Origin of the sequence: Plantactinospora sp. ZYX-F-223 (genome assembly GCF_039649625.1) — a bacterium.
In the GTDB taxonomy this organism is placed as follows: Bacteria; Actinomycetota; Actinomycetes; order Mycobacteriales; family Micromonosporaceae; genus Plantactinospora.
The window spans coordinates 1-25,888 of sequence record NZ_JBDJAV010000031.1; the positions used below are offsets into that span (position 1 = coordinate 1).

The window sequence follows — 25,888 nt, forward strand, 5'->3', positions numbered from 1 at the left end:
GCGTCGCTGCGGGTCTCGGCCGGCGCTCGCGCCTACTACGACCGGCAACGCGCCCGCAGCGCCACCTACAACGCCGCGCTGCGCCAACTCGCCAACCGGCTCGTCGGCATCCTGCACGGATGCCTCAAAACCGGCACCCCGTACGACGAGACGACCGCCTGGTCTCACCACCTCAACGAGGCCGTTGCTTGACATTCAAGCTCCTGGGATGTCTTTCGGCCGCCAGGATGCCGGACGACGTCGTACCAGCGGTCTTCCACATGTCCCATCAGGCCGCCGCCTGCCGACGTACCCACGACCGGACCGCTTCCGGCTCGTACCGCAGGTGTCGACCGACCCGGGCCGCCGGCGGACCGTACTTGACCTTGCGCCAGCGGTACAGCGTCTCCGTCGGCACCCGCAGGTACGCCGCCACATCCTGCATCGTCCAGAGCCCATCGTTCGCCACCATCACAGCCCCTCCCCCGTCGTGCCGCCTGCTCCCGTCGCCGACCCGTCCTCCGGTAGCTGGGCAGCCCGGTCCTTAGCGGCGAGAAGTTCGGAGCGCCAGCGGGCACGCTCACTGATCAAGAGCGCCGCTGCGCGGCGCGCGGGCGGTAGACCGCCCGGCGGCGAGCCGCAACGGACCGCTACACGGCCGGGGCGGAAAACCACCGACTACCGCCGGCAGCCGCCCGCGTGCCGAGATGGAACAGTCAACCCAACGAACTACGGGCGTGCAGCCTCTCCCCTGGCCTGGTCGACCCCGAGGCAGGCAACGACGCGGGAGCCCTCAGGCGTGAGGAAGAGCTGGAAGAACCAGGCTGTCTCTGTACCGCCAACCTGACCGAGCAGCACCTCTCCCGGTCCTTCTGCCGAGGCCAGCCGATTCACCGCCTGGACAAACCCGAGCGTCCGGATGCCGCGTGTGCGGGTGTGACGCTCTCGACGCCGGTAGATAGTGACCAGGTTCCCGATTGGCACTGTCCCGTCGAAGATCTGAAAGTCGCAACCCGCCCGTAGAGCGTCGCGACATGCCACGTAGACGTCGCCCGCCTCAGCGCCGAGAAGGGTGACCAGGGTGTCCCGTTCCACCCGGTCATCCTGCCCGTCGGCCGAGGTTCGAGCCGAGGAGGGATCAGACTGCAACTCCGGCGAGTTCGACCACCGCCAGGCGGTACGGAAGCCGGCGGGGGTTGGCCGCCGTCGTGGTCCCGGCTTCCGGTTGCCGCGCCAGTCCAACCCCGGACTGACTTGCCACCGAGTCACCGGGAACAGCCACCAGTTCCACCGCCAGGACGTGCCCGACCCCCCTCCCCCACGGCGCCCGCCGCCCACGGAAAGACCGCCACGGAGACCGTACTCACTCAGCCTGCGGAGCCTCGCCAGGTCGGCCATGACCACACTCCAGGACATTCCCGGACCGGCCGTCGACCACCTGCACCTCGTAGGGGTCGCCAGCGTTCGCCCAGACAATCACGTGATCGGACATGACACTGACCGAGAATTCAGGATCGACGGCACCGCCAATCACGACAAAGGTCTCCTCCGGCTGCAACCAGAAGTCCTCCCCGAAGGGCTCGACGAAGAGGCAGACCACCTGGTCGCCAACGTTACTCACGGGCAGCCTGCGTCTACCATCCACGCCGGGCAGGAGCTCATCCACAGCCCGGCACCTTAACGCCTACCTGTGCCCGGCCACCCCCCGACCGCCGCGCCACAGAGAGGGCACCACTCCCCGCCCGTAGCGGAGAGCCGGGGTCCAGGTCGCCCATTCCACCAGACAAAGAAGCAGGTCACGGCCTAGATCAGGACCGCGACCTGGGGTACGACGGACGAGTCGACCTGTACGCCGGATTTTGTGCCCGGCACGCACCGTTGCCGGTGGTGCCGGCGGCGGTCATCCATCTCGGCCTACCGTTGCCGGCAGGCTCCAGCGGCCTACCCGCAGGCATCGGGCGGGCAGCCCTCGAACGCCTGCGCGGGCCGTTGCCTTTCGGCGATGGCCCTCTCTTGGCCTTGCTCCGGGTGGGGTTTACCGAGCCATCCCGGTCACCCGGGATGCTGGTGGGCTCTTACCCCACCGTTTCACCCTTACCGAACCGGTCGATCCACGCGTTTCCGTGTAAACCACCCCGGTTGGCGGTCTGTTTTCTGTGGCACTTTCCCGCGGGTCACCCCGGGTTGCCGTTAGCAACCACCCTGCCCTGTGGAGTCCGGACGTTCCTCGGCGGCGGGCTCGCGCTCCGCCGACGCGACCGCCCGGTCGACTCGTCCGTCGCGTACCCAATGGTAGCGATGATCCCGAAGAGCGATCCACCGGGCCGCCGCCACTCAGCCCGCCAGGCGATCAACCAGATCGAACCAGCCCGCCTCGATCCGCTCCGGCGGGACACGTCGGTGGCTGTGCAGCCGGTTGAGGAACGGCGTGCCGAGATAGCTGCTGAGCACCTCGGCGATCACGTCGAGGTCGCCTGGGACGCCCGCCGCCCGTAGCAGGCTCGCCAGGTGAAGGGTCCGCACCTCGTACGGCGGATGCGGGCTGTACTGGCGGGCCGGTTTCGGTTCGGCCTGGAGATAGAGGTCGAGATAGCGAATCTGGTGCCGGATCGTGGCGACCCCGAAGGCCGCCAGACGTTCCCGGGGCGGCGCCCCCGGACCCAGTGGCGGCGGACCGGACAGGAAGTCCTCTTGGAAGGTGCGTTCGGCGTGGTCGAGCAGCGCGAACATGAGGCCGACGCGGTCACCGAACCGGCGATAGACGGTGCCCTTGCCCACGCCGGCCGCGTTCGCCACCGCCTCCATGGTGACGTGCTCGGCCCCTCGCTCCCGCACCAGCCTGGCGGCGGCGTCCAGCAGGCGCACCCGGTTGCGGGCCGCGTCGACGCGTTCAGCCGCAGGCTGTCCGGCGAGCGGGAGTCCGGAGTCAGGGTCGGTTGCGGGTGACGTCACAGTCGCAGCCTAGCCAGCCCGGGAACAGAACCGGACCACAGTCCGTTTCGAAGGATGAAAAGCGGACCGCAGTCCGCTTCTATCGGAAAGGACATGTCATGGGCACACTCTCCGGGCAGGTGGCTGTCGTCACAGGAGCGGCGCAAGGCATCGGGGCCGGCCTAGCGAAGGACCTCGCGGCTGCCGGCGCGGCGGTGGTGGTCAACTACTACCCCGGTGACACCGAGCGGGCTGATCGGGTCGTGGCAGAAATCGCCGCCCTGGGCGGTAAGGCGGTCGCGGTGGCCGCGGACGTACGGAAGCCGGACGATCTGACGGCGATGTTCGATCGGGCCGTCAACCAGTTCGGCAGGCTCGACATCCTGGTGAACAACGCGGGCGTGTACGAGTTCGGCCCGCTCGAAGCGGTGACCGAGCACGACTTCCACCACCAGTTCGACACCAACGTGCTCGGCGTGATCCTGGCGACCCGGGAAGCGGTCAAACGATTCGGCCCGGACGGTGGAAGCGTGGTCAACATCAGCTCGACCGCCGTCCAGTTGTCCCAGCCCAACCAGATGATCTACACGGCCACCAAGAGCGCGGTGGAGGCGATCACCCGGGTACTGGCGAAGGAGCTAGGCCCCCGCCACATCCGGGTCAACGCCGTCGGCCCGGGCGGCACGGAGACCGAGGGAGGTCACTCGCACGGCCTGATCGGCAGTTCGTACCTCGACGAACTGGTCGCGGCGACCCCGCTCGGTCGGCTGGGGCAGGTCGGGGACGTCGCCCCGGTGGTGACCTTCCTGGCCTCGCCCGCCGCCGGATGGGTGACCGGAGAGGTACTACTGGCCTCGGGCGGCCTGCGCCCATAGGTGGTCCCGCCGTGGCGGGGGACGGAGCAGGACATCCGGGCCCTGCTCCCCCTTGCCTGTGGTGGGTGGCCTGGCGGCCTTTCCGGTGATTGGCTGGCGGCGAGACGGACCGGCAGGCCACCGAGAGGTCGGCAACGCCGCCGATTAGCCTCGACAGGCTATGGATTTTCCCGAGGCGCTGCTGCTGCTCGCTGCCGGGCTCGCCGCGGGCATTGTCAACGCGGTGGCCGGTGGCGGCTCGCTCATCACCTTTCCGGCCATGATCGCGATCGGGCTGCCGGCGATCCCGGCCAACGTGAGCAACTCGGTGTCGGTCTGCCCCGGCTACCTGGCCAGCGTGTGGGGCAGCCGGGACGATCTGCCGGACCGCCGGTGGCTGCTCCGGCTGGTCCCGGGCACCGTGCTGGGCACCGCCGCCGGCTGCGCGCTGCTGCTCTCCACTCCGGCCCGGGCGTTCGAACTGGCCGTACCGTTCCTGGTGCTGGGCGCGACCGCCGTGCTGGCGTTCCAGGACCGGCTTCGCCGTCTCATCGGACAGAGCGGCGGCCAACCCGCCCCGACCGGGTCCGGCTTCGCCGCCTCGGGCCGGACGGCGGTGCGGAGCCCCTCCCGGCAGAGCCTCGCGCTACACACCATGGTCGTGGTCGGCGCGGTCTACGGCGGATATTTCGGCGCCGCGCTCGGGGTCATGCTGGTGGCCGGGCTGGCGCTGGTGCTGGACGAGACGCTGACCCGGGTCAGCGCGATCAAGAACGTGCTCTCCGCGGTGGTCGGGCTGACCACGACCGTCGCCTTCGCCGCGTTCGGCCCGGTGAACTGGACCGCCGTCGCGGTGGTCGCCCCCGCGACCATCATCGGAGGGTACGCGGGCGCGCGGCTCGTCCGCCGGCTGCCGCCCGAGGTACTCAAGACCGTGATCGTGCTCTTCGGTACGGCAATCGGCCTGCTGCTGCTCTACCGCTCCTGGATCTGACGTCGGCCGTCCGGCAGGACGGCGGCTCAGTGCCCGCGCCGGGCGGGATAGCGCCGACGGACCTCGGTCAGCATCCAGCCGAAGAACGCCACCTCCAGCAGACCGAAAGCACCGACCAGCAGCATCTCGATCATCTGCCGCACCTCCGGTCCGGATCGGCTCGTCGTCGCTCCTCCACGCTATCAACACCCGCCGATCGGCGCTGGACAAGAGATCCCCGTGACCAGGTCGGCGTACCCGAATCTCGGGTTGCCTGCCCTGGCCACGGGGATCCCCCCGGGGGGCGGGGTGGTTGGTGTCGGTGTGTGTCGGGTCGGTCAGACCTTCGGTGCGGGTTCGACGGGCTCGCCGGCCACCTCGGCCGACTCCCTCGGGCTGGGTACGATCCGCGGGTCGCCCTCGTCGGCGAAGTAGTCGTCCTGCTCGGTCCCGTCCACCCCGTCGGCGACCTTGGCGGCCCGGAGGATCAGCGTGACGATCGCCGCGACCAGCAGGTTGACCACGACCGCGACCAGGCCGACGTAGATGGTCTTGGTTGAGCCGTCGAAGCCGAGCTTCTCCAGCGGGAACGCGGACCCGCCGAAGTGCGCCCGCTTGGTCGCCGGGTTGGGAATCTGGTAGAGCATCCACATTCCCAGGCCCATTCCGGCGACCCAGCCGGCAACCAGCGCGCCCCGGTGGAACCACCGGGTGTAGAGGCCGAGGGCGACGGCCGGCAGCGTCTGCAGGATGATGACCCCGCCGATGAGCTGGAGGTCGATCGAGAACTGCGGGTCGAGGAAGACGATGCAGGCAACCGCACCGATCTTCACCACCAATGACGTGATCTTGGAGACGTTCGCCTCCTGGGCCGCGGTGGCGTCCTTGCGCAGGTACTCCTTGTAGATGTTCCGGGTGAAGAGGTTGGCCGCCGCGATCGACATGATGGCGGCCGGCACCAGCGCGCCGATCCCGATCGCGGCGAACGCGATCCCGGCGAACCAGCTCGGGAACTGCTGCTCGAAGAGCAGCGGCACCACCGTGTTGTTGTCCACGGTGCCCTCGGTCGCGCCCGGCAACGGGGTCACCCCGGCGGCGATGGCGGCGTACCCGAGCAGGGCGATCAGACCCAGCAGCAGGCTGTACGCCGGCAGCGCCGACATGTTCCGCTTGATCACGTCCCGGCTCCGGCTGGCCAGTACGCCGGTGAGGCTGTGCGGGTAGAGGAAGAGCGCGAGCGCCGAGCCGAGGGCCAGGGTGATGTACTGCAACTGGTTGTTGGCGTTGAGCGTGATGCCGTCGTTCGGGGACGGGCTCGCGTCGAACTTCGCGTCCGCCGCGTCGAAGATGCTCCCCCAGCCACCGAGCTTGTACGGCAGGTAGACGATCGCCACCAGGATCACGATGTAGATCAACGAGTCCTTGACGAACGCGATCAGCGCCGGTGCCCGCAGCCCGGACTGGTAGGTGTAGGCGGCCAGGATGGCGAAGGCGATGATGATCGGCAGGTGCCGGGCGATGGCGCTCTCCCCGCTGACCCCCATCGTCTTGAGCACCGCCTCGATGCCCACCAACTGGAGCGCGATGTAGGGCATGGTCGCGACGATGCCGGTGATCGCGATGATCAGGGCCAGGGTCGGCGAGTCAAACCGCTTCCGGACGAAGTCGGCCGGGGTGACGAAGCCGTGCCGGTGCGAGACCGACCAGAGCCGGACCAGCACCAGGAAGACCAGCGGATAGATGATGATCGTGTACGGCACCGCGAAGAACCCGGCTGCCCCGGCCCCGAACAGCAGCGCCGGTACGGCCACGAAGGTGTACGCCGTGTAGAGGTCGCCGCCGACCAGGAACCAGGTGATCCAACCGCCGAAGCTGCGCCCACCGAGACCCCACTCGTCGAGGTGCGCCATGTCGCTCGGCGCCCGCCATCGGGCCGCGACGAAGCCCATCCCGCTGACCAGCAGGAACAGCAGCGTGAAGATGATGATCTCAGTGAGATGGTCCTGCCACACCGTCGGTCACCCCCGCTTCTTCGTCATCTGGTACACCACGGTCGTGGTGCCGACCCCGAGCAGGATGAAGGCCAACTGGAGCCAGTAGAAGACCGGAAAGCCGAACAACCGGGGTGAGTCGGCGTTGAACAGCGGCGTGATCAACGGCACCACGATCGGCAGGAAGAGCAGCCAGTTCCACGGGCTGTGGTCCTTCGCCCGGGCTCTCGCCACCACCCCACCGGCCGGCGCCGTCGGCGTCTCAGATTCGCTCATGCCGGCACTCCGCTTCGCTCCGTACCGACATGAGGCACATTGGCACTCAGTCCGATGATTCGCTCGCTGCGCTCGCTCATGCCGGCACTCCGCTTCGCTCCGTACCGACATGAGGCACATTGGCACTGAGTCCGATGATTCGCTCGCTGCGCTCGCTCATGCCGTCTCCTCTGCTGCGCTCGGCCTGGTGACCCGCCTGGTTGCGCTCGGCCGTGGTTGAACTTCGTGTGACGTCGTCGTTGACCTATGTGTGACGCCGGAGGTTAGGACAGAGTGACGGCGGTCACCTCGACGACACCGGACCGGTGCGCCCAACGGCCAGCACGGTGCGCCGAATGGTGATCAACGACCAAAATAAGGTCGCGCCAAACGGATCTATCAGGCCAAATGCTACATCGAAGTACGACGATTGCTCTTGATCGGGGGTCGGCCGGTTGCCATGCTGGCCGGGTGCCGCGATTTCCCTCGTACGACTGCATCGCACTCGGGTACCACGTGCTGGGATCCGGGCCGCCGATCGTCTGCCTGCCCGGCGGCCCTGCCCGGGCGTCGAGCTATCTCGGCGACCTCGGTGGACTGAGCCGGGACCGCACCCTGCTCAAACTCGACCTCCGGGGCAGCGGCGAGTCGGCCGTCCCCGAGGACCCGGCGAGCTACCGGTGCGATCGGCTGGTCGACGACGTCGAGGCGTTCCGGGTCCACCTCGGACTGGACCGGATGGACCTGCTCGCCCACTCGGCCGCCGGCAACCTCGCGGAACTCTACGCGGCCCGGCACCCGCACCGGCTGTCCCGGTTGGTACTCGTCACCCCGGGCCTGCGCTCGGTCGGGGTGGAGACGGTCGGCTTCGCGGAGGCGGTCGCCGCCCGCGCCACCCAGTGGTGGTACCCGGAGGCGAAAGCGGCGATGGACGCCTGGCAGGAGGCGGCGGGCCGGGGCGCCGGGCCGGACGAGGTGAACCCGTTGCGCAGCGGCGCCGCGCCGTTCGCGTACGGCCGGTGGGACGAGCGGGCCCGGGCACACGCTGAGGCCGAGCCGGAGGAACGGCCGGACGCGCCATCCGCCGGGTTCTACGACGGCTTCGCCCCGGACACCGCCGCGGTCCGCGCCGCACTGGCCGGGCTCGACGCCCCGGTGCTGGTCCTGGCCGGCGAACTGGACCCGGCACCCACCCCGGAGGCGGCCCGGGCGCTCGCCGCGCTCTTCCCGAACGCCGAGACCGTGGTGCAGGACGGTGCCAGCCACTTCCCCTGGCTCGACGACCCGGCCCGGTTCGTCAAGACCGTGCTCACCTTCCTCACCGACGAGCCCCGGACCCTCGCCGACCGGCCCTGACGGGCTTCGGCCCGGCCCGGCCCAGCCGACCCGGCCCGACCCAGCCGACCCGGCCCGATCCGATCAGCCTGCGGTCGGACCGGGTCGGCTCACGGTCAGATGCCGGTCAGGTGGGCGGTGTCGTTGACGGTCCGTACCGCCATGCCGCCGTCCGGCCAGATGTCCAACAGGGACAGGCCGGCCGGGTCGAGATAGAGCCGGTGCAGGAAGGCGTCGGTCGCGGCGAGCGCGTCGCGGAGCGCGATCTTCACCGGTGAGACGTGCGAGACCACCACCACGGTCTCCCCCGGGTACCCGGCCAACAACTTGGCCATCGCCCGGCTGACCCGGGTACCGACCTCGACGAAGGACTCCCCGCCGGGCGGGGCCACGGCCGGCGAGGCCAGCCAGGCGTCCAGCTCGGCGGGCCAGCGTTCGCGTACCTCGGCGAAGGTGCGGCCCTCCCACTCGCCGAAGTCGCACTCGATCAGATCCGGCTCGACCACCACCGGCACGCCGCCGAGCCCACCGGCGAGGATGCCGGCCATCGACGTACACCGGGACAGGGGCGAGCTGACCACGGCCGCGACCGAGTCGACCAGCCCGGCCACCCGCCGGGCCGTCGCACCGGCCTGGGCCAGGCCCCGGTCGGAGAGCGGCACGTCGCCCCGGCCCGAGTAGCGGCCCCGCGCGGTGTACTCCGTCTCGCCGTGCCGGAGCAGCAACAGCCGGGTGGCGGTCTCCGCCGGGCGTGGCTCCCAGGAACTCTTCGCGGTCGACCCCTGCGCGGCGACCTCGTGTGCCTCGGCCCGCCCGGTCGCGCCGGACGGCGGCGCGGCCGCCGGCTCGGCCGCGCTGTCCCGGGCTGCCTCCGGCACCTTGCCAGCGGCCAGGTCCATCGCCGCGTTCGCCAGCGCGTCCGCGTGCCGGTTGCGCTCCCGGGGAATCCAGGTGTACGCCACCGAGTCGAACTTCCGGACCAGCCCGGCCGCCTGGGCGGCGAGCGGACGCAGCCCCGGGTTCTTGATCTGCCAGCGGCCGGCCATCTGCTCGACCACCAGCTTGGAGTCCATCCGCACCTCGACCCCGGACGCGCCCACCTCGCGGGCGGCCTCCAGCCCGGCGATCAGGCCACGGTATTCCGCGACGTTGTTGGTGGCGACGCCGATCGACTCGGAACGCTCGGCCAGCACCTCGCCGCTGCCGGCATCCCGGACCACCGCGCCGTAACCGGCCGGGCCGGGATTGCCCCGGGCGCCGCCGTCCGCCTCCACCACGACCTTACGACCCGGCACGGGTCCACCCCCCGATCCCGCCACCGACGCCGGTCACAGCCCGGACTCGGCGGTACGCACCATGATGCGGCGACACTCCTCGCAGCGCACCACCTCGTCCGGGGCGGCGGCCTTGATCCGGGCCCGGTCCGCGCCGTAGAGCTCCAGCCGGCAGCCGCCGCAGCGCCCGCCCGCGACCAGGGCCGCGCCGAGCCCGCCCGACGTCTCCCGGATCTTGTCGTAGAGCGTCACCAGGTCGGCCGGGAGGTCGGCCGCGAGCGGCTGCCGCGAGCCGGCCTTGAACTCCTCCTCCTTGCCGATCTCGGCAAGGGCCTGGTCCCGCCGCTCCTCGGTCTGCGCACGCCGCTCCCGGGCCGCCGTCAGCCGCTGCTCGATCCCGTCGAGTACGCCCTGTGCGGTCTCCCGCTGCTCCATCAGCTCCAGCTCGGCGTCCTCCAGCTCGGTCTGCCGCCGGTTGAGCGAGGCCAGCTCGTGCTGCAACGCCTCCAGCTCGCGAGCCGGCCCCGAGCCGACGGTCAACCGGGCCTGGTCCCGGTCCTTGCGGATCCGCACCTGCTCGACATCCCGCTCCAGCCGGGCGATGTCCCGGTCCAGGTCGTCCACCGCCACCTGGGCCCGGACCCGCTCGTCCTCCAGCGCGGACAGCTCCCGAGCCAGCGCCTCCAGCTCGGCGTGCTCCGGCAGCGTACGGCGCCGGTGGGCGAGCTGGGCGAGCCCGGTGTCGATCGCCTGCAGGTCGAGCAGGCGACGCTGGTCTTTCGGGTCGGCCTTCATCGGAGGGACTCCTTGTCCACGGAGGATGCGGGGGTTAGCACGGGTGGTACCGGAGACGCCGCCTGCACCGTCCACGGATCGGTGTCCAGATCGGACACCAGGGTCTCGACGCCCAGCCGCTCGCGCAGGCGTGCGGCGAGGTCGTCGAGCCAGGGCCGCTCGGTCGCCCAGTGCGCGGCGTCCAGCAGCGCCGGCCCGTCCTCGGCGAGATATTCGCTGACCGGATGGTGCCGCAGGTCGGCGGTGAGGAAGGCGTCGACACCGGCCCGGAGGGCGTCGCCGAGGAAGGAGTCGCCGGCACCGCCGCTGACCGCCACGGTCGAGATCGTCCGTCCGGGGTCACCGGCGGCGCGTACGCCCCAGGCGGTCGGCGGGAGCGCCCGGGCCGCGTACCCGGTGAACTCGGCCAGCGTCGTCGGCTCCGGCAGCCGGCCGATCCGCCCGATGCCCCGCCCCTGGCCGGCGGCCGGACCGGAGGGGTCGGCCGGGCGCAGCGGGCGCAGGTCGGTCAGGCCGAGCCGGACGGCGAGCGCGTCGGAGACCCCCGGACTGGCCACGTCGGCATTGGTGTGCGCCACGTACAGGGCCACGTCGTTCTTGATCAACTGATGCACGATCCGGCCCTTGTACGTCGTCGCGGCCACCGACGAGACCCCGCGCAGCAGCAGCGGATGGTGCGCGACGATCAGGTCGGCACCGTACCCGAGCGCCTCGGCGACGGTCTCCGGTACCACGTCCACGACGCAGCAGACCCGGCGTACCGGTGCGGACGGCTCACCGACCACCAGTCCCACCCGGTCCCACCCTTCGGCCCACGCCGGCGGATAACGCTGGTCCAGCGCTGCCACGACGTCGGCCACGCTGACGGCCGGAGATCCGGATGCACCCACGGCGGCCCAGCTTACCGGCGTCCGGCCGGCCGCGGCGCCGACCGTCGCTACCGGCACCGCCGGACGTGCCACGGCACCGCTCCCACCCCCACCCGGTCGCCGGTGGAGGCCGGGCCGCACCCCGCCGGGCTCAGCCGAGTTGGCCGCTGACCGAGAGCCGGGCCCGCAGTGCGGTCACCGCCATCTCCCAGGGGAACCTCTCCAGGTAGCGCTCCCCGGTGCCCGGCGGGTGCAGTGGCATGACGTGGTCGCCGAAGAGCACCGTGACGTCCCAGTCCCGCAGCCGGGCGAGGCTGGTCAGGAAGGCCGGGTGGGCCGCCATCGCGGCGTTGGTGAACGGCATCGCCACGATCGGCAGCCCCTTGCCGAGTCCCTCGACCAGCAGTCCGAGGGCGAGGGTGTCGGCTATCCCGGCGGCCCACTTGTTGATCGTGTTCACCGTCGCCGGAGAGACGATCATGGCATCCGCGTCGGGCAGCACGTCCGGATCACCGGGATTCTTGTACGTCGACCGCACCGGATGCCCGGTCTGCCGGCTCAGCGCCGGTACGTCGACGAACTTCGTCCCGTCCGGGGTCAGTACCACGCACACGTCCCAGCCGTCGCGCTGCGCGCAGGTCACCAGCCGACCGACGTGCCGGGCCAGCGGCGAACCGCAGGCGAGCACGTACAGCACCCGTGACCCGGTCGACTCCGTCACCGGACGCTCCCCTGTACCGCGGTCATACGGCCACTCCCATCTGCTCAGCCAACTCCGCAATCGGCGTGGGCGGCGCACCCCGTGTGCGACGCAACACGTTCGACATCACCTCGTGCGCGATCGGCCGGCAGCGGATCTCGGACGGGGCCAGCCGGTCGCCGTCGACCAGCGCCTCGCCCGCCCGGTCCAGGTCGCCGATCTGGGCGAACCCGCGGGCCAGGTCCAGCATGTGGTGCGCCCGCCGCTCCGGCAGCAACGCGTTGAACCCCTCCCGTCGCATGATCCGCCGCTCGTGGGTGTGCACCGCGTTCCCACCCTCGCCCAACTCCACCGCCGCCGCCGCGCGGTGCAGCTCGAGGTTGGTCGGGCCGAAGCTGGTCCAGTAGTGGTTCTGGTCGCCGCCGAGCCGGTCGGCCGCCCCCTCGGCCTCGTTGACCAGGTCCTTGACCGTGTTGTTGTCGCCCATCCGGGCAGCCGCCATCGCCCCCTGCAACAGCAGCATCCCGTAGACGGAGAGCCGGTCCGGCCCGGCGTCGTTGCTGCCGCCCGGCGCGAGGCGGTTGGCGACGCTCACGTTCACCTCCAGCGCCGGCCGGGCCCGGCCGAGCGCCAGCAGGGCGTTGCCGACCCGGTAGGTGGCCACCCCGGCCAGCAGCGGATCGTCGGCCCGCTGGGAGACCGCCATCGACCGGTCGGCGGCAAGCCAGGCCAGCTCGTACTCGCCGAGTTTGCGCAGCGCCGACGAGGCGATCTGGTAGACCTGCCCGAGCAGGTGGGCCGCCTTGCCGGCGTCGTCGCCGCCGGCCACGCTGTCCAGCGCCTGGGCGTCCCGGAGCAGCTTCGGCAGCGCCCGGGTCAGCACGCCGTACCGGGCGTACTGGTACGTCAGCCAGGCATGGTTCACCGACTTGGTCATCTCGGCCGGTGAGGGCGGCTGCGGCGTGGTGGTGAAGAACGAACTCATCGAGTCGTACCGCTCCAGGGCGGAGCGGATCTCCTCGACCTCCACCTCGTCGATGCAGGTGAGCCCGTCGGCCCGGCGTTCCGGCGCCTTGCCGAGCAGGAGTTGGGCGTCGAGCTGGAGTACGTCGGCGATCTCGTACAGCACCGAGAACTTGTCCAGCCGGCGTACGCCCCGCTCGACCTTGTCCACCCAGCTCTTCGACTTTCCGAGCCGATCGGCGAAGACCTGCTGCGACATTTTGCGGCGACCGCGCCAGTAGGCGACGCGACGCCCGATCGGCAGTTCGTCCACGTCCGGCCCTCCTTTCTGCGTCGGCGGTCCGGTCAGGGGGCCCGCGCCGGTGCGAAAACGGGGTGCGACTCACGTCTGTGCTGGTCGCACAGCATGTACGTCACTCCGGAGACGGCCGCTCGTAGCTTTCGATGCAACTTGCGGCTGTCTGCCCGGACAAACGACCGCGTCAGACGCCAGTGACGGGCTTCGACCTGCGTAACTGGCCGAGATCAATAAATGTAGGGGGTTCGCAGAAATGTGGGAGAAAGTCCGTCCACGTTCGGTCCGTTTCGCCCAGCTCGACCGGGTCCGGCTGCGCCGGATCGCGCTCCGCTACGCCGGGCACGGCTGGCAGGTCACCCCCGGCGCCTGTCTGGCCCGGCACCGGTTCGTCTGTGGCCGGGCCGGCTGCCCGACCACCGGCTGCCATCCGGCGCTGGAGCAGTGGGAGCAGAGCGCCACCGCCGACCCGGCCCGGGTCGCCACCTGGTGGCGGCTCCGCCCGCACTCGATCCTGCTGGCCACCGGCCGCGCCTTCGACGTGCTGGAGGTCCCGGCCTACCTCGGGCGGTTCGCGCTGGAACAGGCCCGGCCCCGGCTGTTCGGCAGCATCTCCGGCCTGGTCCGCGGGCCGGTCGCGGCCACACCGGGCGGCCGGTGGATGTTCCTGGTACGCCCGGGCGAGCCGCTCCGGCCCGAGCTGGAGCACAGCCTCTACGTGGTCCGGCACGGCCCCGGCTCGTGGATTCCGGCCCCGCCGACCCGGCTGCCCGAGGGAACGGTGCGCTGGGTGGTGTCCCCGGAGGAGACCCGCTGGCGCCTGGCCGACCCGTACGGCGTCCAGGAGCTGATCGTCGATGCGCTGGAGGCCGTCGCACCGGCCCTGCCCGAGCCGCTCTTCCCGGCACACCTGCCCGCCCCGCGCCGGGGTTCCTGACGCCCGGGTCGTCGGGTTCCCGACTGCGCCCGAACCGGGAACATCGTCCCGCCCCGGCTGGAGCCCGGAAACGTCGGTTCCGTCCCCGCCGAACCCGGAGTGCCCGGCCAGGCCGCGTGAACCCGGAGTGCCCGGCCGACTGAACCCAGAGTGCCCGGCCAGGCCGCGTGAACCCGGCGTGCCCGGCCAGGGCCGACTGAGGCCAAGGAGGCATCCGCCGGGGCGGATCCGGCCACGAGGGACGACCCGTGGCGACCAGGTCGAAAGCCCGCGACCGGCTCAGCACGGGACCGAGCGGACGGCAACCGCGCGGGCGGGGGCCGGGGCGAGGCGCGGTCCCGGCGGCAGGGCCGGTAGCAGGGCACGAGCAGCGTGAGAGCGGCCCCGGACCGGGTAATCCGGCGCCGGACTGGTTGACGCCTGAGGAAAGGGCCCACGCCATGCTCAGCAAAGAGGATCAGCGCCGGTTTGACGAGATCACGCACCAGCTCCGGATAACCGATCCCGAGTTCGTCGCCCGGCTGGGCGACCGGGGCAAACTGCGGCGCGCTCGGCTGATACTCGTGTTGACCTTCGTACTCTGGGCCACCGTGCCGGCCCTGGTCGTACTCGGCGGCTGGCTGGCCGTCGCGATCGCCCCGGCGGTCCTGGTCGCGGCCACGCTGTTGATGTGGCAGGCCCGGCGGACCCGGTGACCCGGCGACGGCGGGGCACCGTCTCCGGCGGTGGCCGGCCGGAGTGAGCAGCCGGTCGGGCGGTCGGATGGTACGGGCCCGGTCCGGTGTGGTCGGCCCGGTGCGGTGTGCGGCTCGCTCAGTCCGGGTCGACGTCGCCGAACCGGATGTAGGCGCGGCGGAGCCGCTCGGTCAGGCCGGGGCCGCCGATCGCCGCACCCGGCGGACCGAGCTGGCGCAGCACCAGTTCCGGTTCGGTCGCCAGGGTGGGCGCGCGGGCCGGCAGCGGCACCGGGGCGACCCAGAACCGGTCGAGCATCCCGGTCAGCGGCTCGGCGGGCAGGTCGGCGAGGGCCAGTCCGGCGCCGACCGGCGGCGGGTCGACCGGGCCGGGGCCGACCGGCACCGGCAGCTCGGCATCGTCGGCGTCGGACCCACCGGTACGCGCCCGTCGCCGGCTGGCCGGCCGGCGGCCGCGCCCCGGGCCGGTGTCCCGCTCGGCCACCCCGGCGCCGGGGTCGGCACCGCGCAGCGCCCGCAGCCGGGCGAGTAGCCGTTCGCGGTCCCGCCCCCGCCAGTGCAGCAGTTGGAACGGATCCGCGTCGAACGCCTCGGCGAGCAGATAGAAGGTCGCGGCCAGGTGCTTGCACGGCACGGCGAAGTCGGGGCAGTCGCAGCGCTGCGTCAGCTCGTCGACGCCGGCCGGGAAGAGCGGCGCGCCCGCCTCGGCGAAGACCGCCTCCAGCTCCGGCGGTACGTCGCCGGCCAGCAGCCGCGCGCTGAACAGCGCCTGCGCGGCGAGCAGCGTCTCGAGCCGGGTCCAGACCCGCTCGGCCAACGGCCGGAACCGGATCGACACCTGGTACGGCTCCGGCCGGGAGCCCTGCACCACGGCGGTCACCTTGCCCGGTGCCACGTCGAGCGAGACCACCTGCCCGGCGCGGGCGTACGAGCGGCCCCGGGTGAGCCGGGTGCCCAGCGCGAAGGACTCGAGTACGTCGAGGAAGCGGCGGGACCACCACGACCGCCCGATCGCCCCCCGGGCGGTACGCGCCCGCAGTCCGCCGTCGACCTTGCGCGGGCGGCCGTACTCGCGGAAGTCGGTCATGCCGGGATTCCAGACCTGTGCGCACCGAGCGTGGCGGTTCGCTCGCTCATTCCACCACCGCCCCGCTCTCCAGGGCGAAGAGCTGGCGCAGTTCCGAGGTGGACAGCTCGGTGAGCCACTGCTCGCCGCTGCCGACGATCCGCGCGGCCAGCCCCCGCTTCTCGGCGATCATCGCGGCCACCTTCTCCTCCACGGTGCCGGCGCAGACGAACTTGCGTACCTGCACGGCGCGGCGTTGACCGATCCGGAACGCCCGGTCGGTGGCCTGGTCCTCGACCGCCGGGTTCCACCACCGGTCGACGTGGATGACGTGGTTGGCGGCGGTCAGGGTCAGCCCGGTCCCGCCGGCCTTGAGGGAGAGGACAAAGAGGGCCGGGCCGACCGACCCGTCCCCGGCGGCGTCCTGGAACCGGGCCACCATCGCATCCCGGTCCGCCTTGTCGACGCCGCCGTGCAGGTAGAGCACCTCCCGGCCGAACCGGGCGGCGAGGTGGGCCCGGAGCATCCCGCCGAACTCGGCGTACTGGCTGAAGATCAGTGCCTTCTCGCCGGCTGCGAGTACCTCGTCCAGGATCTCCTCCAGCCGGGCCAGCTTGCCGGAGCGGCCGGGCAGCGCCGAGCCGTCCCGGAGCACCTGGGCGGGGTGGTTGCAGACCTGCTTGAGCCGGGTCATGGTGGCCAGCACCAGCCCGCGCCGCTCGATGCCGTCGCTCGACTCGATCTTGGCCATCATGTCGTCGACCACCGCCTGGTAGAGGGACGCCTGCTCCCGGGTGAGGTTGCAGAGCACCTCCATCTCCAGCTTCTCCGGCAGGTCGGTGATGATCGACCGGTCGGTCTTCACCCGGCGCAGCACGAACGGGCCGGTGATCCGGCGCAGCCGGGCCGCCGCGTCGTCGTCGCCGTGCCGCTCGATCGGTTCGGCGTACCGCTTCTTGAAGGCGGTCGCGGCGCCGAGCAGGCCGGGGTTGGCGAACTCCATGATCGACCAGAGGTCGGCGAGGCGGTTCTCCACCGGGGTACCGGTGACCGCCACCCGGTGCCGGGCGGGCAGTGACCGGACCGCGGCGGCCTGCCGGGTCGCGGCATTCTTGATCGACTGCGCCTCGTCCACCACGATCCGGTGCCAGTCGACCTCGGCCAGCGCGGCGGCGTCCCGGGCCGCCAGCGAGTAGGTGGTGAGCACCAGGTCCGCCTCCCGCACCGCCGCGGCGAACTTCGCCCCGCGCGGCCGTTCCGCGCCATGGTGTACGTGCACCCGCAGCTCCGGGGTGAACCGGGCCGCCTCGCGCTGCCAGTTGCCGACCAGCGACATCGGGCAGACCAGCAGGGTCGGACCGGCGTCCGGCGGGTCACCGGCGAGCAGCGCGAGCATCATGATGGTCTTGCCCAGCCCCATGTCGTCGGCGAGGATGCCGCCGAGGCCGAGCGACTGGAGGAAGGCCAACCAGGCCAGCCCGCGCTGCTGGTACGGCCGCAGCGTCCCCCGGAACGACTCGGGCGCGTCCCGGAGTGTGAGGTGCCGCTCGGCCTGGCCGGCGAGCAGGTCTCCGAGCGGGCCGTCGGCGCTGACCCCGAGCACCGGCAGCGCCGCCGGATCGTCCTGCGTCGCCAGCCCCAGCCGGAGCAGGTCGCCCACGGTCAGCTCACCACCCGCGCGGAGCAGCTTGAGCCCGGCGGCGAGCCGCTTCGCGTCCAGCTCCACCCACTGGCCACGCAGCCGGACCAGCGGTGTCTTCAGTTTGGCCAGCGCCCGCAGCTCGGCGGCGGAGAGCGGCTGGTCGCCGAGCGCCAGCTCCCACCGGTAGTCGACCAGCGCCTCCATGCCCAGCGCGCTACGCGAGGCGACCGTCCCCGGCGCGGTACGGGTCTTGGCCTGCAACCGGGCCCCGAGCCGGGCACCCGGCCGCTGCCACCAGGAGGGGAGCAGCACCCCGAACCCGGCGGCGTGCAGCACCGGCGCCCCGTCCCGGAGGAACCGGTGCGCCCCCTCGGTGTCCAGCTCCAACGCCTCCGGCGCGGCTGTCCGCAGCGCGTCGTCCAGCTCCGGCCAGAGCCGGCTCGCCCGGCCCAGCTCGGTCAGCAGGGTCTCCTGTGGGGCGGCCAGGTGCCGGGCCAGCGCCCGCAGGTCGCCCCGGGCCGCCCAGATCCGGTCCGCCCCGACCACCAGGCTCGGCTCGTCGGCCGCCTGGAGCGCGAACTCCACCCGCCAGCGCTGCGCCGCCCCGCCCGCCCCGGCCAGCCCCTCGGCCTCGGTCAGCTCGTCCGCCTCGGTCAGCCCGGTCAGCCCCTCGGCCTCGGTCGGCTCGTCCGCCTCGGTCGACTCGTCCGCCTCGGTCGGTGCCACGTCGATGTCGACCGGCGCGGGTGGCTCGACGAGCCGGAAGCAGGCCCGCACCGAGCTACCAGCGGCATCCCGCTGCCAGGCGCGCAGTTCGCCGTCCAGCCCGGCCAGTGCCTCCGGTGCCGCGGTGAAGTCCCGCTGCCGCCCGGTCAGCGCCCGGAGCCAGGCCCGTACGGCAACGTCGGCGGCGCCGGCCCGAGCGGCCCCGATCAGCCGTACCCCCTCCAGGGCCGTCCGGGCGGCGGCGTCGGTGAGCGCGTCCAGGGCGTCCACGACGGTGGCCGCCGCCGAGCCGCTCGCGCCGGGAGCGTCGCCGGGCTGGACCGCTCCCGACCCGGTGCCGTCGTCCGGTCGGGTGGGTGCCGGCCCGCTGGTGTCGTCCGGTGCGGCGGCCCCGGCCGCGGGCGGGTCGAGCGCGGCGCGGGCCGCCGGGGGCAGCGCCATGGTCAACGCGCGGGCCCAGCCGGCGTCGGCCCCGGTCAGCAGCGGTCGCCACACCGCCCGGGCCGAGCCGACCGAGCCGGTTGAACGGCCGGAGCGATCGGAGCCGCGTGGGCTGCGGGAGCCGGCCGGAGCGCCGGGGCGGGCCGGGCTGTCCTCGGAGAAGGTGCTGGCGCCGCCGGGGGTGGTCGGTGCGGAGAGGCCGGGCAGGATCCGGCCCCGCCGGACCAGCTCGACCGCGAACTCGGCGAGCCCGGCGAGGTGGCGCAGCGACCCGCCCCGGACCGCCGGGCCCGACCCGTCGGGTTCCCGGTCGGCAGACTGCTCCGCGGCGGTCGTCCGGCGGGCGGGCGAGGGCCGGCGGGCGGGCCGTTCCGGGCCAGCGGGCGCCCCCCGACCGCCAAGCGGCTCACTCTCGCCGAAGGCGAGCAGCACCGGCAGCGCGTGGTCGGCGTCGTACTCCAGCACCGGCACCCGCCACGGCGCCAGACCGACCGGGCCGCGGCCCGGCTCGACCGGCTCGGTCCGGACCAGCTCCGCCGAGTCGACAGGTGCGCCGGCCCGGGTGGGTAGGGCGAGCAGGGCACCGCCGGTGGTCGCCTTCGCGGCCAGTTCGCCGAGCGCACCGGCCAGCCCGGCATGTCCCGCCGCGAACGGGTGCGGCCGGTGCCGGGGCGGGCGGCCGGGCCGGCGTGGCGGCCGGACGGGCAGTGTGGAGTCCTCCCCCCACACCGCGAGCCGACCGCCGGCCAGCCAGAGGGCGTGGACGACCAGCACGCACAGGTCCCTTCTCGGCCGTGGGTCAGCGGGCGGATCCCTTTCTAGCACCCCGTCCGGCACCGCCGCCGTTCCCCGTGCCGGCATTCGGCTACGGATCGACGCCGTACAGCGGGGTGATGGCCGCCGCACACCGCTCCAGGAGTTCCCGCTCGGCCGCGCCGAACGCGGCGAGGTGCTCGCTCTCCAGGTCGAGCGTGCCGAGTACGGCGCCGGTGCGCGGGTGCAGCACCGGCACGACCATCTCGGAGCGGGTGGTGCCGAACACGGTGCGGTAGCGCGGGTCAGCGGTCACGTCGTCGACCACCACGCTGCGGCCGGTCGCCACGGCCGTGCCGGTCAGCCCGCTGTCCGGGGAAAACGTCGGGTACGCCGGCTCACCCGGTCCGGAATAGCCGAGGATCCGCACCTCGGTTCCGGTCACCCGGTACACCCCGACCCACCGGTGCCCGGTCTGGCTCCGTACGGCGGCGGCGATCTGGGCACTCCGGCGCCCCGCGTCGTCGTCGGCGACCGCCGTGCCGGTGATCCCGTCGGGTCCGCCGGCACCGGTGGCGCCATCTCCGTCGGCGAGGGAGGCGACGACCGCGGTCAGTTCGTCTGGCGTCATTCCGGCAGAGTATGGGCTCGACCGCCCTGGCAGAGCGAATATCCGCGACCGCCGGGCGGTAGTTCCTGGCGATTTTCGGCCTTACCCCAGTCACGAATCGAACAGTTCCGCCCCGGCGGCCGTACTAACGGAGAAGATGACGACAGGCATGGATGCGTCGGCATCACGAGCGAGGCGGTGAGCATGGACTTCCCCATCGTGAAGCGGGCCACGCCAGGGCGCTACCTGCTGCGCGGGCTGATCTCCTGCGGGCCCTGCGACGAACTGCTGATCCCGTCCTTCTCGTCGAGCGGGCGCCGCTACTACGGCTGCCCCCGGCGGCAGTGCCCCCGCCCCTGGATCCCGGCTGAGCAGGCCGAGCAGGCCGTCTGGGCGCACGTCGCGGCGACGTACGGGGACGCGGCCCGGGACCTGCCGCAGGACCGGCGGCAGGCGCTGCTGACCGCCGTACTGGCCCGGGTCAGCATCGGGGTACGGGTCGCCGATCTGCACTACCAGTGGCGGTGACCGGCCGGGTACGCCGATCCGCTGCGCCGGGGCGGATCCGGCGGCAGGATGACCACATGGAGGCCACCACGGAGATTCCGCTGGTCGGCGGCGTGGGTGACGGCGGCAGCGTGATCGTCGACCTCGACGTGCACGGCCGCCCGCCGCTCACCCACCACCACCTGATCGACGGCGGACTCGCCCGGGCCGAGATCTACGAACTGGAGGCGGTAGTCGGCGAGGGGCCGCCCTGGCTGTACCGGTGGCGCGGGCCGGCCCCGTCCTGAGCCGGTTCCGGCCCGCCGAGGACGCTTCCGGCCCCGCCGAGGACGGTCCCGACCCCGCCCGCGTCGGCGAGTCCGCTACTTGCCCCGGAACACCCGGACCGTGGCGATGCCGCCCAGGGCCAGCGCACCGAGCAGGACCGCCCAGATGACCGTGGTGTTCAGGCCGGTGCCGAACTCCGCGTTCGCCTTCGCGTTGGCGGCCAGCGAGTTGTCCTGCGGGACGGGCACCACCACCGGGGGAAGCTCGGCGTAGCGCACCAGGCCGGTGCTCTCCAGCAGGGTCATGTGGGTCTGCACGAAGCCGTTGGCCTGCTCGGCGAGCGTGCGTACGGTCTCGTTCCGGGTCCCGGCCCGGACCGCCCCGATGACCGGGAAGATCGCGCCGTGCGCCGCCCGCAGCCGGTCCACGAAGATCCGGTCGAACCGCGCCCCGGAGGCGTTGGTCATCTCGTCGAGCCAGCCCTTCTGCTGGGCCGTCGGGTCGGTGGGCAACTGGACGCCGAGCTTGTTCGCCGCCTCGACGGTGAGCTGGTCCAGCTCCACGTGCTGCTTGGCGATCTCGGCCCCGATCTCCCGGACCCGGGCACTGTCACCCTTCTCGGCCGCCATCTGCCCGGCCGGCATCTCCCAGAGCCCGGCCAGCCGTACCCCGCTGAGCAGTGCCATGTCGGCGGCGCCGAGCTGGGTCGGCCCGGCCGGTGCGGCGATCGCCGCCCCGGGCAGCACGAGCAGCCCGACGACCAGGCCAGCCAGCAGAGCAGCCGTCCGGCGCATTGCCTTTACCGCAGATCGGGCCGTGGCCACGTACTCAACCTCCCAGAAAGCGGCGCCAGAGTGGCAATGGAGTTGTCGGCCAGGACGGTATTGCGGTGCGCGCTTATGAGTCAATCTCGGATGCCCGAGGAGAGCGAAGCTTAGGCCACATTTAAAGGAAACCTATACCGGCGGGTAGCGCCGACCCCGGTGGCGGCGGAGCCACGGGTACGAAAGTACCTGCGGTTCTGGTTCGGGAGTTCGGGACGCCGGTCGGTGCGCTCGGCGATCGGCCGGCGCACCGGGATTCGGGCCGATCCGCGGCACACCGGGATTCGGGCCGGTCGACCACGATCGGCGACCCGGCGTTGACAGCAGGTGAGACCTCGGGCGAGGTGGAGACGGATCGGTGGTGGGCGCGGCAGGTTTCGAACCTGCGACCCCTCGCTTGTAAGGCGAGTGCTCTCCCACTGAGCTACGCGCCCGGAGCGCCTGACGGCCTACCGGCGGCGGCAAGCTTACCCTGCCGCCCCGGCACCCGCTCCACCCAGTTCGCCGATCCGGGTGTCCGCGACGGCGGCCGCCCCGCCCCGCCCCGCTCGGCTCCGGTGCCGGGCTCAGGCGCGCGCCGCGGCCAGGGCCTTGCGCCAACCCGCCTGGTCGCGCGGCTCACCGGGTCCGTTGCACTCGGCGAAGCGCACCGTACCGGTTTTGTCGATCACGAAGGTGCCCCGGTCGGCGAACCCCGCGGTCTCGTTGAAGACGCCGTACGCCTTCGCCACCGCCCCGTGCGGCCAGAAGTCGGCCAGCATCGGGAACTGGTAGCCCTCCCGGTCGGCCCAGACCTTGTGCGCGTACACCGAGTCGACGCTGACCGTCAGCACCTGCACGTCGTCGTTCTGGTATTCGTCGAGGTTGTCCCGCAGCTCGCCCAGCTCACCCTGGCAGGTGCCGGTGAACGCCAGCGGATAGAAGACGAGCAGCACGGCTCGCCGCCCCCGGAAGTCGGACAGGCGTACCTGCTGGTTGTTCTGGTCCTTCAACACGAAGTCCGGCGCTGGCGCGCCAACCTCGATCGGCATCCGGCTCCCTTCCTACTTCCTGCCCTTGGCGCCACGGCGGAGGACCAGTCGCGCGCCGCTCCAGTCCTTGCCGGCGTTGACGGTCGACGTCTGCTGGAGGCCGGCGGTGACCGCCGTCTCGCTGATCTCGCTCGGCTCGACGTGGCCGTCCCGCCCGGCCTTTGGCGTCAGCAGCCACACCACGCCGTTGTCAGCCAGCGGGCCGAGGGCGTCGACGAGCATCTCGAACAGGTCACCGTCGCCGTCCCGGTACCAGAGCAGCACCGAGTCCACGACCTCGTCGGTGTCCTCGTCTACCAGCTCTCCGCAGCGATCGGTCAGGGCGTCCCGGAGATCCTGGTCGACGTCGTCGTCGTAGCCCATCTCCATGACGACCATCCCCGGCTCGATGCCGAACCGGTCCGCCAGACTCCGTACGCCGTCGGCGGCCTGACCAGCGGTCGCGCTCACTGTCACGTGCCTCCTCATCTCCACTGCCAGCGGCATCCGTGCGACGCCGATGACGCAAAGTCCACACAGTTGTCCCGCCGCGCGCAAGTGGCGCACCGAGTCGAAGGGAATTTACCGTGCCAGCAGCGTTCGGGCACCCTGGGTAATGGCCTCTTCGGAGACCAGTACGTGACGGGCGGCCGGACCCAACGGGACAAAGGTATCGATAGAAGCTACCCTACGGGCAGATCCGACAAAACCGGCATCGACCAGTGCCGCCACCACTCCCTCGCCGACCCCGCCGGACCGGCGTGTCTCGTCCACGACCAGCACCCGGCCGGTCGCCTGGGCCTCCCGGATGATGTCCGCCACCGGCAGCGGAGCCAGCCAGCGGAGATCCAGCACCCGGACGCCGACATCCTCCTCGGCCAGCTTCGCGGCGGCCCGCAGCGACATCCGAACACCATTACCGAACGTGATGATCGTGACGTCCTCCGCCGAGCCGACGCCGTACACCCGGCCCCGGCCGATCGGCACGTGGCTGGCCGTCCAGCCGCCCGGGCCGAGGTAGGGGGCGAGCCACTCCCCGTCGCCCTCGGCGTGCAGGTCCCGGGTGTGGTAGAGCGCGATCGGCTCCAGGAAGACGCAGACGCTGCCGTCGACCGCCGCGCTGGCCAGGCAGGAGCGCAGCATCGGGGCGGCGTCGTCGGCCCGGGCCGGCACCGCGAGCACCAGCCCCGGAACGTCCCGGAGTACGGCCAGCGAGTTGTCGTTGTGGAAGTGCCCGCCGAACCCGTCCTGGTACGCCAGCCCGGCGATCCGGGCCACCATCGGATTGCGGTAGGCGCCCCGGGAGAAGTACTGCATCGTCGCCGCCTCGCCCCGGAGCTGGTCCTCGGCGTTGTGCAGGTACGCCAGGTACTGGATCTCGGGCACCGGCAGCATCCCGCTCAGCCCGGCGCCGAGACCGAGCCCGAGGATCGAGGTCTCGTCCAGCAGCGTGTCGAAGACCCGGGGGGCACCGAACCGCTCCCGCAGGCCCTTGGTGACCCCGTACACCCCGCCCTTGGCCGCCACGTCCTCGCCGAAGACCGTCATGCTCGGATAGTCGAGCAGCCCGTCGGCGAGCGCGGCGTTGATGGTCTGGGCCAGGGTGAGCGGGCCGGCCTGCTCCGGCAGCTTGCCCTCGAAGGCGGCGCCGCGGGCGGCGGCGCCCGGCCCGGCGGCCCGGCCGGCGGCGTCGGTGATCGCCCGGGCGACCCGGACCGGGCGCCTCGGCGCCAACGGCGCCACGATGTCCGCCGCGCTGTCCAGCTTGCGCTCGCCGAGCACCTCCTCGGCGACCTTGCGGACCTGCCAGCCGACCTCGTCGTAGCGGGCGATCAGCTCCTCGGGCGTGCCCAGACCGGCCTCGGCGAGCAGCCGGGCGGTGGCCACCACCGGATCCCGGGCCACGTCCCGGGCGATCTCGGCGGCGCTCCGGTACGCGATCTCGGCGTCCGCCCCGGCGTGTCCCATCAGCCGCACCGTGGACAGGTGCAGTACGGCGGGCCGGCGGTGCCGGCGTACCCAGGCGGCCGCCTCGACCGCCACGTCGTACGTCTCGACCAGGTCGCAGCCGTCCGCCGAGAAGTACCGGATCCCCGGCTTGGCCCGCAGCGCCTGCGCCACCCAGCCGTCCGGCGACTTCACGCTGATGCCGAGCCCGTTGTCCTCGCAGACGAAGAGCACCGGGATGCGCAGTCCGGTGTGGTCGCACCAGCCGGCGGTGTTGAACGCGGCGACGGCGGTGGCGTGGTTGACCGAGGCGTCGCCGAACGAGCAGACCACGATGGCGTCGCTCGGCCAGGCCGACTCGGCCTCGCCGCGCTGCCAGGTCGCGCCGCCGGCCGCCCGTCGCCCGGTCGGCCGCCCCCGGCCGTCACCGAGCCGGCGCAGCCGTTCGATGGCGAAGCCGATCCCGACCGCCCGGGGCAGGTGCGAGGCGATGGTGGAGGTGGTCGGTACCACCGCGACGGCCGCGTTGCCGAAGACCTTGTGCCGGCCACCGGCGATCGGCTCGTCGGCGGAGGCCACCACCCCGCGCAGCACGTCCCGGGCGGCGTCGAGGACCGCCTCGGGTGCGGCGGCCCCGTCGTCGTCCCCACGGTCGCCGGAGTTGCCGTTGCCGTCCTGACCGCGCATCGCCTCGGCCACCCGTTCGGCGACCCCGACCCGGTGCGCCGCACCGCCGGCCTGCTCGGCCCGCGCGGCGGAGCCCTCGGCCTCGGCCTGGGCGACCCGGGCGCAGTAGAACGCGCCGGACCGGTAGTGCAGCAGGGCCGGATCGGTCGGCCGGACCGCGAGCGCCACCGCGGCGTTGCCCTCGTGTCCGGAGGAGCCGATGGTGTAGAACCCCTCGCCGAAGCTACGCAGCCAGCGAGCCGCGAGATCAAGATGCCGGCTGACCAGTTGGGCGTCGAACAGTTCCAGGGCCGTCCGGCCGTCGAGCGTGCCGCCGTCCCGGACCGGCTCGGCGGCCGTGCGCCCGGGCGCCGACACCTCGATGGCGCCGACCGCCTCCCGGAACCGTTCGTCGAGATCTTGGGGGGTGGTCACGTCCGACAGCATTACCGACGCCGGCCACCCGTGACCACTCAGACACGTCACAACCGCCCGTGGCGTCCGCGACGCCCCGCGCGGTCCGCCGGGCGCACCCCGCCCAAAGCCGGACCCTTGCGGTACGCGGGAGACGCCCTAAACTGAA

Annotated in this window: 25 protein-coding genes, 1 tRNA gene, 1 other RNA gene and 1 pseudogene; 8 read left to right on the forward strand and 20 right to left on the reverse strand. The window is 72.4% G+C overall.

Features of this window, described 5'->3' with window-relative positions:
• Nucleotides 1-192: pseudogene (locus AAH979_RS28015) on the forward strand (IS110 family transposase); the annotation flags it as partial.
• Nucleotides 193-268: 76 nt separating this feature from the next.
• Here AAH979_RS28015 and AAH979_RS28020 read toward each other — a convergent pair.
• From AAH979_RS28020 to AAH979_RS28040, 5 genes are all read right to left on the reverse strand, one after another.
• Nucleotides 269-451 carry a helix-turn-helix domain-containing protein gene (locus tag AAH979_RS28020; RefSeq protein WP_346261118.1) on the reverse strand — a complete coding sequence of 61 codons (183 nt, stop codon included), beginning with the start codon at nt 449-451 and terminating at the stop codon, nt 269-271.
• Nucleotides 452-708: 257 nt separating this feature from the next.
• Nucleotides 709-1,074, reverse strand: a complete 366-nt coding sequence (locus AAH979_RS28025) for a hypothetical protein (protein ID WP_346261119.1) — start codon at nt 1,072-1,074, stop codon at nt 709-711.
• A gap of 268 nt (nt 1,075-1,342) precedes the next feature.
• Nucleotides 1,343-1,645 (reverse strand): hypothetical protein, encoded by a 303-nt coding sequence (locus tag AAH979_RS28030; RefSeq protein WP_346261120.1) that lies wholly within the window; start codon nt 1,643-1,645, stop codon nt 1,343-1,345.
• Between the two features lie 166 nt (nt 1,646-1,811).
• Nucleotides 1,812-2,253: RNase P RNA component class A (rnpB, locus tag AAH979_RS28035), an RNA gene on the reverse strand.
• A gap of 60 nt (nt 2,254-2,313) precedes the next feature.
• Complete coding sequence (locus AAH979_RS28040; RefSeq protein ID WP_346261121.1) at nt 2,314-2,931, reverse strand: helix-turn-helix domain-containing protein; 618 nt, start codon at nt 2,929-2,931, stop codon at nt 2,314-2,316.
• A gap of 98 nt (nt 2,932-3,029) precedes the next feature.
• On the opposite strand from AAH979_RS28040, the gene AAH979_RS28045 reads away from it, so the two are divergent.
• Both AAH979_RS28045 and AAH979_RS28050 read left to right on the forward strand, forming a co-directional pair.
• Nucleotides 3,030-3,785, forward strand: a complete 756-nt coding sequence (locus tag AAH979_RS28045; protein WP_346261122.1) for a glucose 1-dehydrogenase — start codon at nt 3,030-3,032, stop codon at nt 3,783-3,785.
• A gap of 160 nt (nt 3,786-3,945) precedes the next feature.
• Entirely contained in the window at nt 3,946-4,758 is an 813-nt protein-coding gene (locus AAH979_RS28050) for a sulfite exporter TauE/SafE family protein (RefSeq protein WP_346261123.1), read from the forward strand.
• A 317-nt stretch (nt 4,759-5,075) separates the two neighbouring features.
• On the opposite strand, the gene AAH979_RS28055 is transcribed toward AAH979_RS28050, so the two are convergent.
• Nucleotides 5,076-6,749: a sodium:solute symporter gene (locus AAH979_RS28055; RefSeq protein WP_346261124.1), complete on the reverse strand. Its 1,674-nt coding sequence runs from the start codon at nt 6,747-6,749 to the stop codon at nt 5,076-5,078.
• 6 nt (nt 6,750-6,755) lie between these two features.
• Nucleotides 6,756-7,004 (reverse strand): DUF3311 domain-containing protein, encoded by a 249-nt coding sequence (locus AAH979_RS28060; RefSeq protein WP_346261125.1) that lies wholly within the window; start codon nt 7,002-7,004, stop codon nt 6,756-6,758.
• Nucleotides 7,005-7,454: 450 nt separating this feature from the next.
• Here AAH979_RS28060 and AAH979_RS28065 point away from each other — a divergent pair, with 450 nt between their 5' ends.
• Complete coding sequence (locus AAH979_RS28065) at nt 7,455-8,339, forward strand: alpha/beta hydrolase (RefSeq protein ID WP_346261126.1); 885 nt, start codon at nt 7,455-7,457, stop codon at nt 8,337-8,339.
• Between the two features lie 95 nt (nt 8,340-8,434).
• Here the strand turns inward: AAH979_RS28065 and AAH979_RS28070 are convergent, their stop codons facing one another.
• The 5 genes from AAH979_RS28070 to AAH979_RS28090 all read right to left on the reverse strand — a co-directional run bounded on the left by AAH979_RS28070 (nt 8,435) and on the right by AAH979_RS28090 (nt 13,232).
• Entirely contained in the window at nt 8,435-9,613 is a 1,179-nt protein-coding gene (locus AAH979_RS28070; protein WP_346261127.1) for a bifunctional RNase H/acid phosphatase, read from the reverse strand.
• Nucleotides 9,614-9,646: 33 nt separating this feature from the next.
• A complete protein-coding gene (locus tag AAH979_RS28075; protein ID WP_346261128.1) occupies nt 9,647-10,387 on the reverse strand; it encodes a C4-type zinc ribbon domain-containing protein in 741 nt (246 codons plus the stop codon).
• Nucleotides 10,384-11,277, reverse strand: coding sequence for a Nif3-like dinuclear metal center hexameric protein (locus tag AAH979_RS28080; protein ID WP_346261129.1), 894 nt, complete (start codon nt 11,275-11,277; stop codon nt 10,384-10,386). The genes AAH979_RS28075 and AAH979_RS28080 overlap by 4 nt, the downstream gene beginning before the upstream one ends.
• A gap of 130 nt (nt 11,278-11,407) precedes the next feature.
• Nucleotides 11,408-11,977: a flavoprotein gene (locus AAH979_RS28085; RefSeq protein WP_346261130.1), complete on the reverse strand. Its 570-nt coding sequence runs from the start codon at nt 11,975-11,977 to the stop codon at nt 11,408-11,410.
• A 22-nt stretch (nt 11,978-11,999) separates the two neighbouring features.
• Nucleotides 12,000-13,232 carry a helix-turn-helix domain-containing protein gene (locus AAH979_RS28090; protein WP_346261131.1) on the reverse strand — a complete coding sequence of 411 codons (1,233 nt, stop codon included), beginning with the start codon at nt 13,230-13,232 and terminating at the stop codon, nt 12,000-12,002.
• Nucleotides 13,233-13,470: 238 nt separating this feature from the next.
• Here AAH979_RS28090 and AAH979_RS28095 point away from each other — a divergent pair, with 238 nt between their 5' ends.
• Nucleotides 13,471-14,151 carry a bifunctional DNA primase/polymerase gene (locus AAH979_RS28095; RefSeq protein ID WP_346261132.1) on the forward strand — a complete coding sequence of 227 codons (681 nt, stop codon included), beginning with the start codon at nt 13,471-13,473 and terminating at the stop codon, nt 14,149-14,151.
• Nucleotides 14,152-14,591: 440 nt separating this feature from the next.
• Nucleotides 14,592-14,846 (forward strand): DUF3040 domain-containing protein, encoded by a 255-nt coding sequence (locus AAH979_RS28100; RefSeq protein WP_346261133.1) that lies wholly within the window; start codon nt 14,592-14,594, stop codon nt 14,844-14,846.
• Nucleotides 14,847-14,964: 118 nt separating this feature from the next.
• On the opposite strand, the gene AAH979_RS28105 is transcribed toward AAH979_RS28100, so the two are convergent.
• From AAH979_RS28105 to AAH979_RS28115, 3 genes are all read right to left on the reverse strand, one after another.
• Entirely contained in the window at nt 14,965-15,933 is a 969-nt protein-coding gene (locus AAH979_RS28105; protein WP_346261134.1) for an SWIM zinc finger family protein, read from the reverse strand.
• A 46-nt stretch (nt 15,934-15,979) separates the two neighbouring features.
• The gene (locus AAH979_RS28110) at nt 15,980-19,495 is read right to left on the reverse strand and encodes a DEAD/DEAH box helicase (protein WP_346261135.1); all 3,516 of its coding nucleotides are present in this window, start codon (nt 19,493-19,495) and stop codon (nt 15,980-15,982) included.
• Between the two features lie 91 nt (nt 19,496-19,586).
• A complete protein-coding gene (locus AAH979_RS28115) occupies nt 19,587-20,105 on the reverse strand; it encodes a GAF domain-containing protein (protein WP_346261136.1) in 519 nt (172 codons plus the stop codon).
• A 183-nt stretch (nt 20,106-20,288) separates the two neighbouring features.
• Here AAH979_RS28115 and AAH979_RS28120 point away from each other — a divergent pair, with 183 nt between their 5' ends.
• Together AAH979_RS28120 and AAH979_RS28125 are read left to right on the forward strand one after the other, a co-directional pair.
• Entirely contained in the window at nt 20,289-20,612 is a 324-nt protein-coding gene (locus AAH979_RS28120) for a zinc ribbon domain-containing protein (RefSeq protein WP_346261137.1), read from the forward strand.
• A gap of 56 nt (nt 20,613-20,668) precedes the next feature.
• A complete protein-coding gene (locus tag AAH979_RS28125; protein ID WP_346261138.1) occupies nt 20,669-20,878 on the forward strand; it encodes a hypothetical protein in 210 nt (69 codons plus the stop codon).
• 75 nt (nt 20,879-20,953) lie between these two features.
• On the opposite strand, the gene AAH979_RS28130 is transcribed toward AAH979_RS28125, so the two are convergent.
• The 5 genes from AAH979_RS28130 to AAH979_RS28150 all read right to left on the reverse strand — a co-directional run bounded on the left by AAH979_RS28130 (nt 20,954) and on the right by AAH979_RS28150 (nt 25,752).
• Entirely contained in the window at nt 20,954-21,652 is a 699-nt protein-coding gene (locus tag AAH979_RS28130; protein WP_346261139.1) for a DUF4142 domain-containing protein, read from the reverse strand.
• A gap of 389 nt (nt 21,653-22,041) precedes the next feature.
• Nucleotides 22,042-22,116 (reverse strand) — tRNA-Val (locus AAH979_RS28135).
• Between the two features lie 132 nt (nt 22,117-22,248).
• Complete coding sequence (locus AAH979_RS28140; protein ID WP_346261140.1) at nt 22,249-22,713, reverse strand: peroxiredoxin; 465 nt, start codon at nt 22,711-22,713, stop codon at nt 22,249-22,251.
• A gap of 12 nt (nt 22,714-22,725) precedes the next feature.
• Nucleotides 22,726-23,163: a DUF3052 domain-containing protein gene (locus AAH979_RS28145; RefSeq protein WP_346261141.1), complete on the reverse strand. Its 438-nt coding sequence runs from the start codon at nt 23,161-23,163 to the stop codon at nt 22,726-22,728.
• A 111-nt stretch (nt 23,164-23,274) separates the two neighbouring features.
• Entirely contained in the window at nt 23,275-25,752 is a 2,478-nt protein-coding gene (locus tag AAH979_RS28150) for a transketolase C-terminal domain-containing protein (RefSeq protein ID WP_346261142.1), read from the reverse strand.
• Between the last annotated feature and the right edge of the window lie 136 nt (nt 25,753-25,888).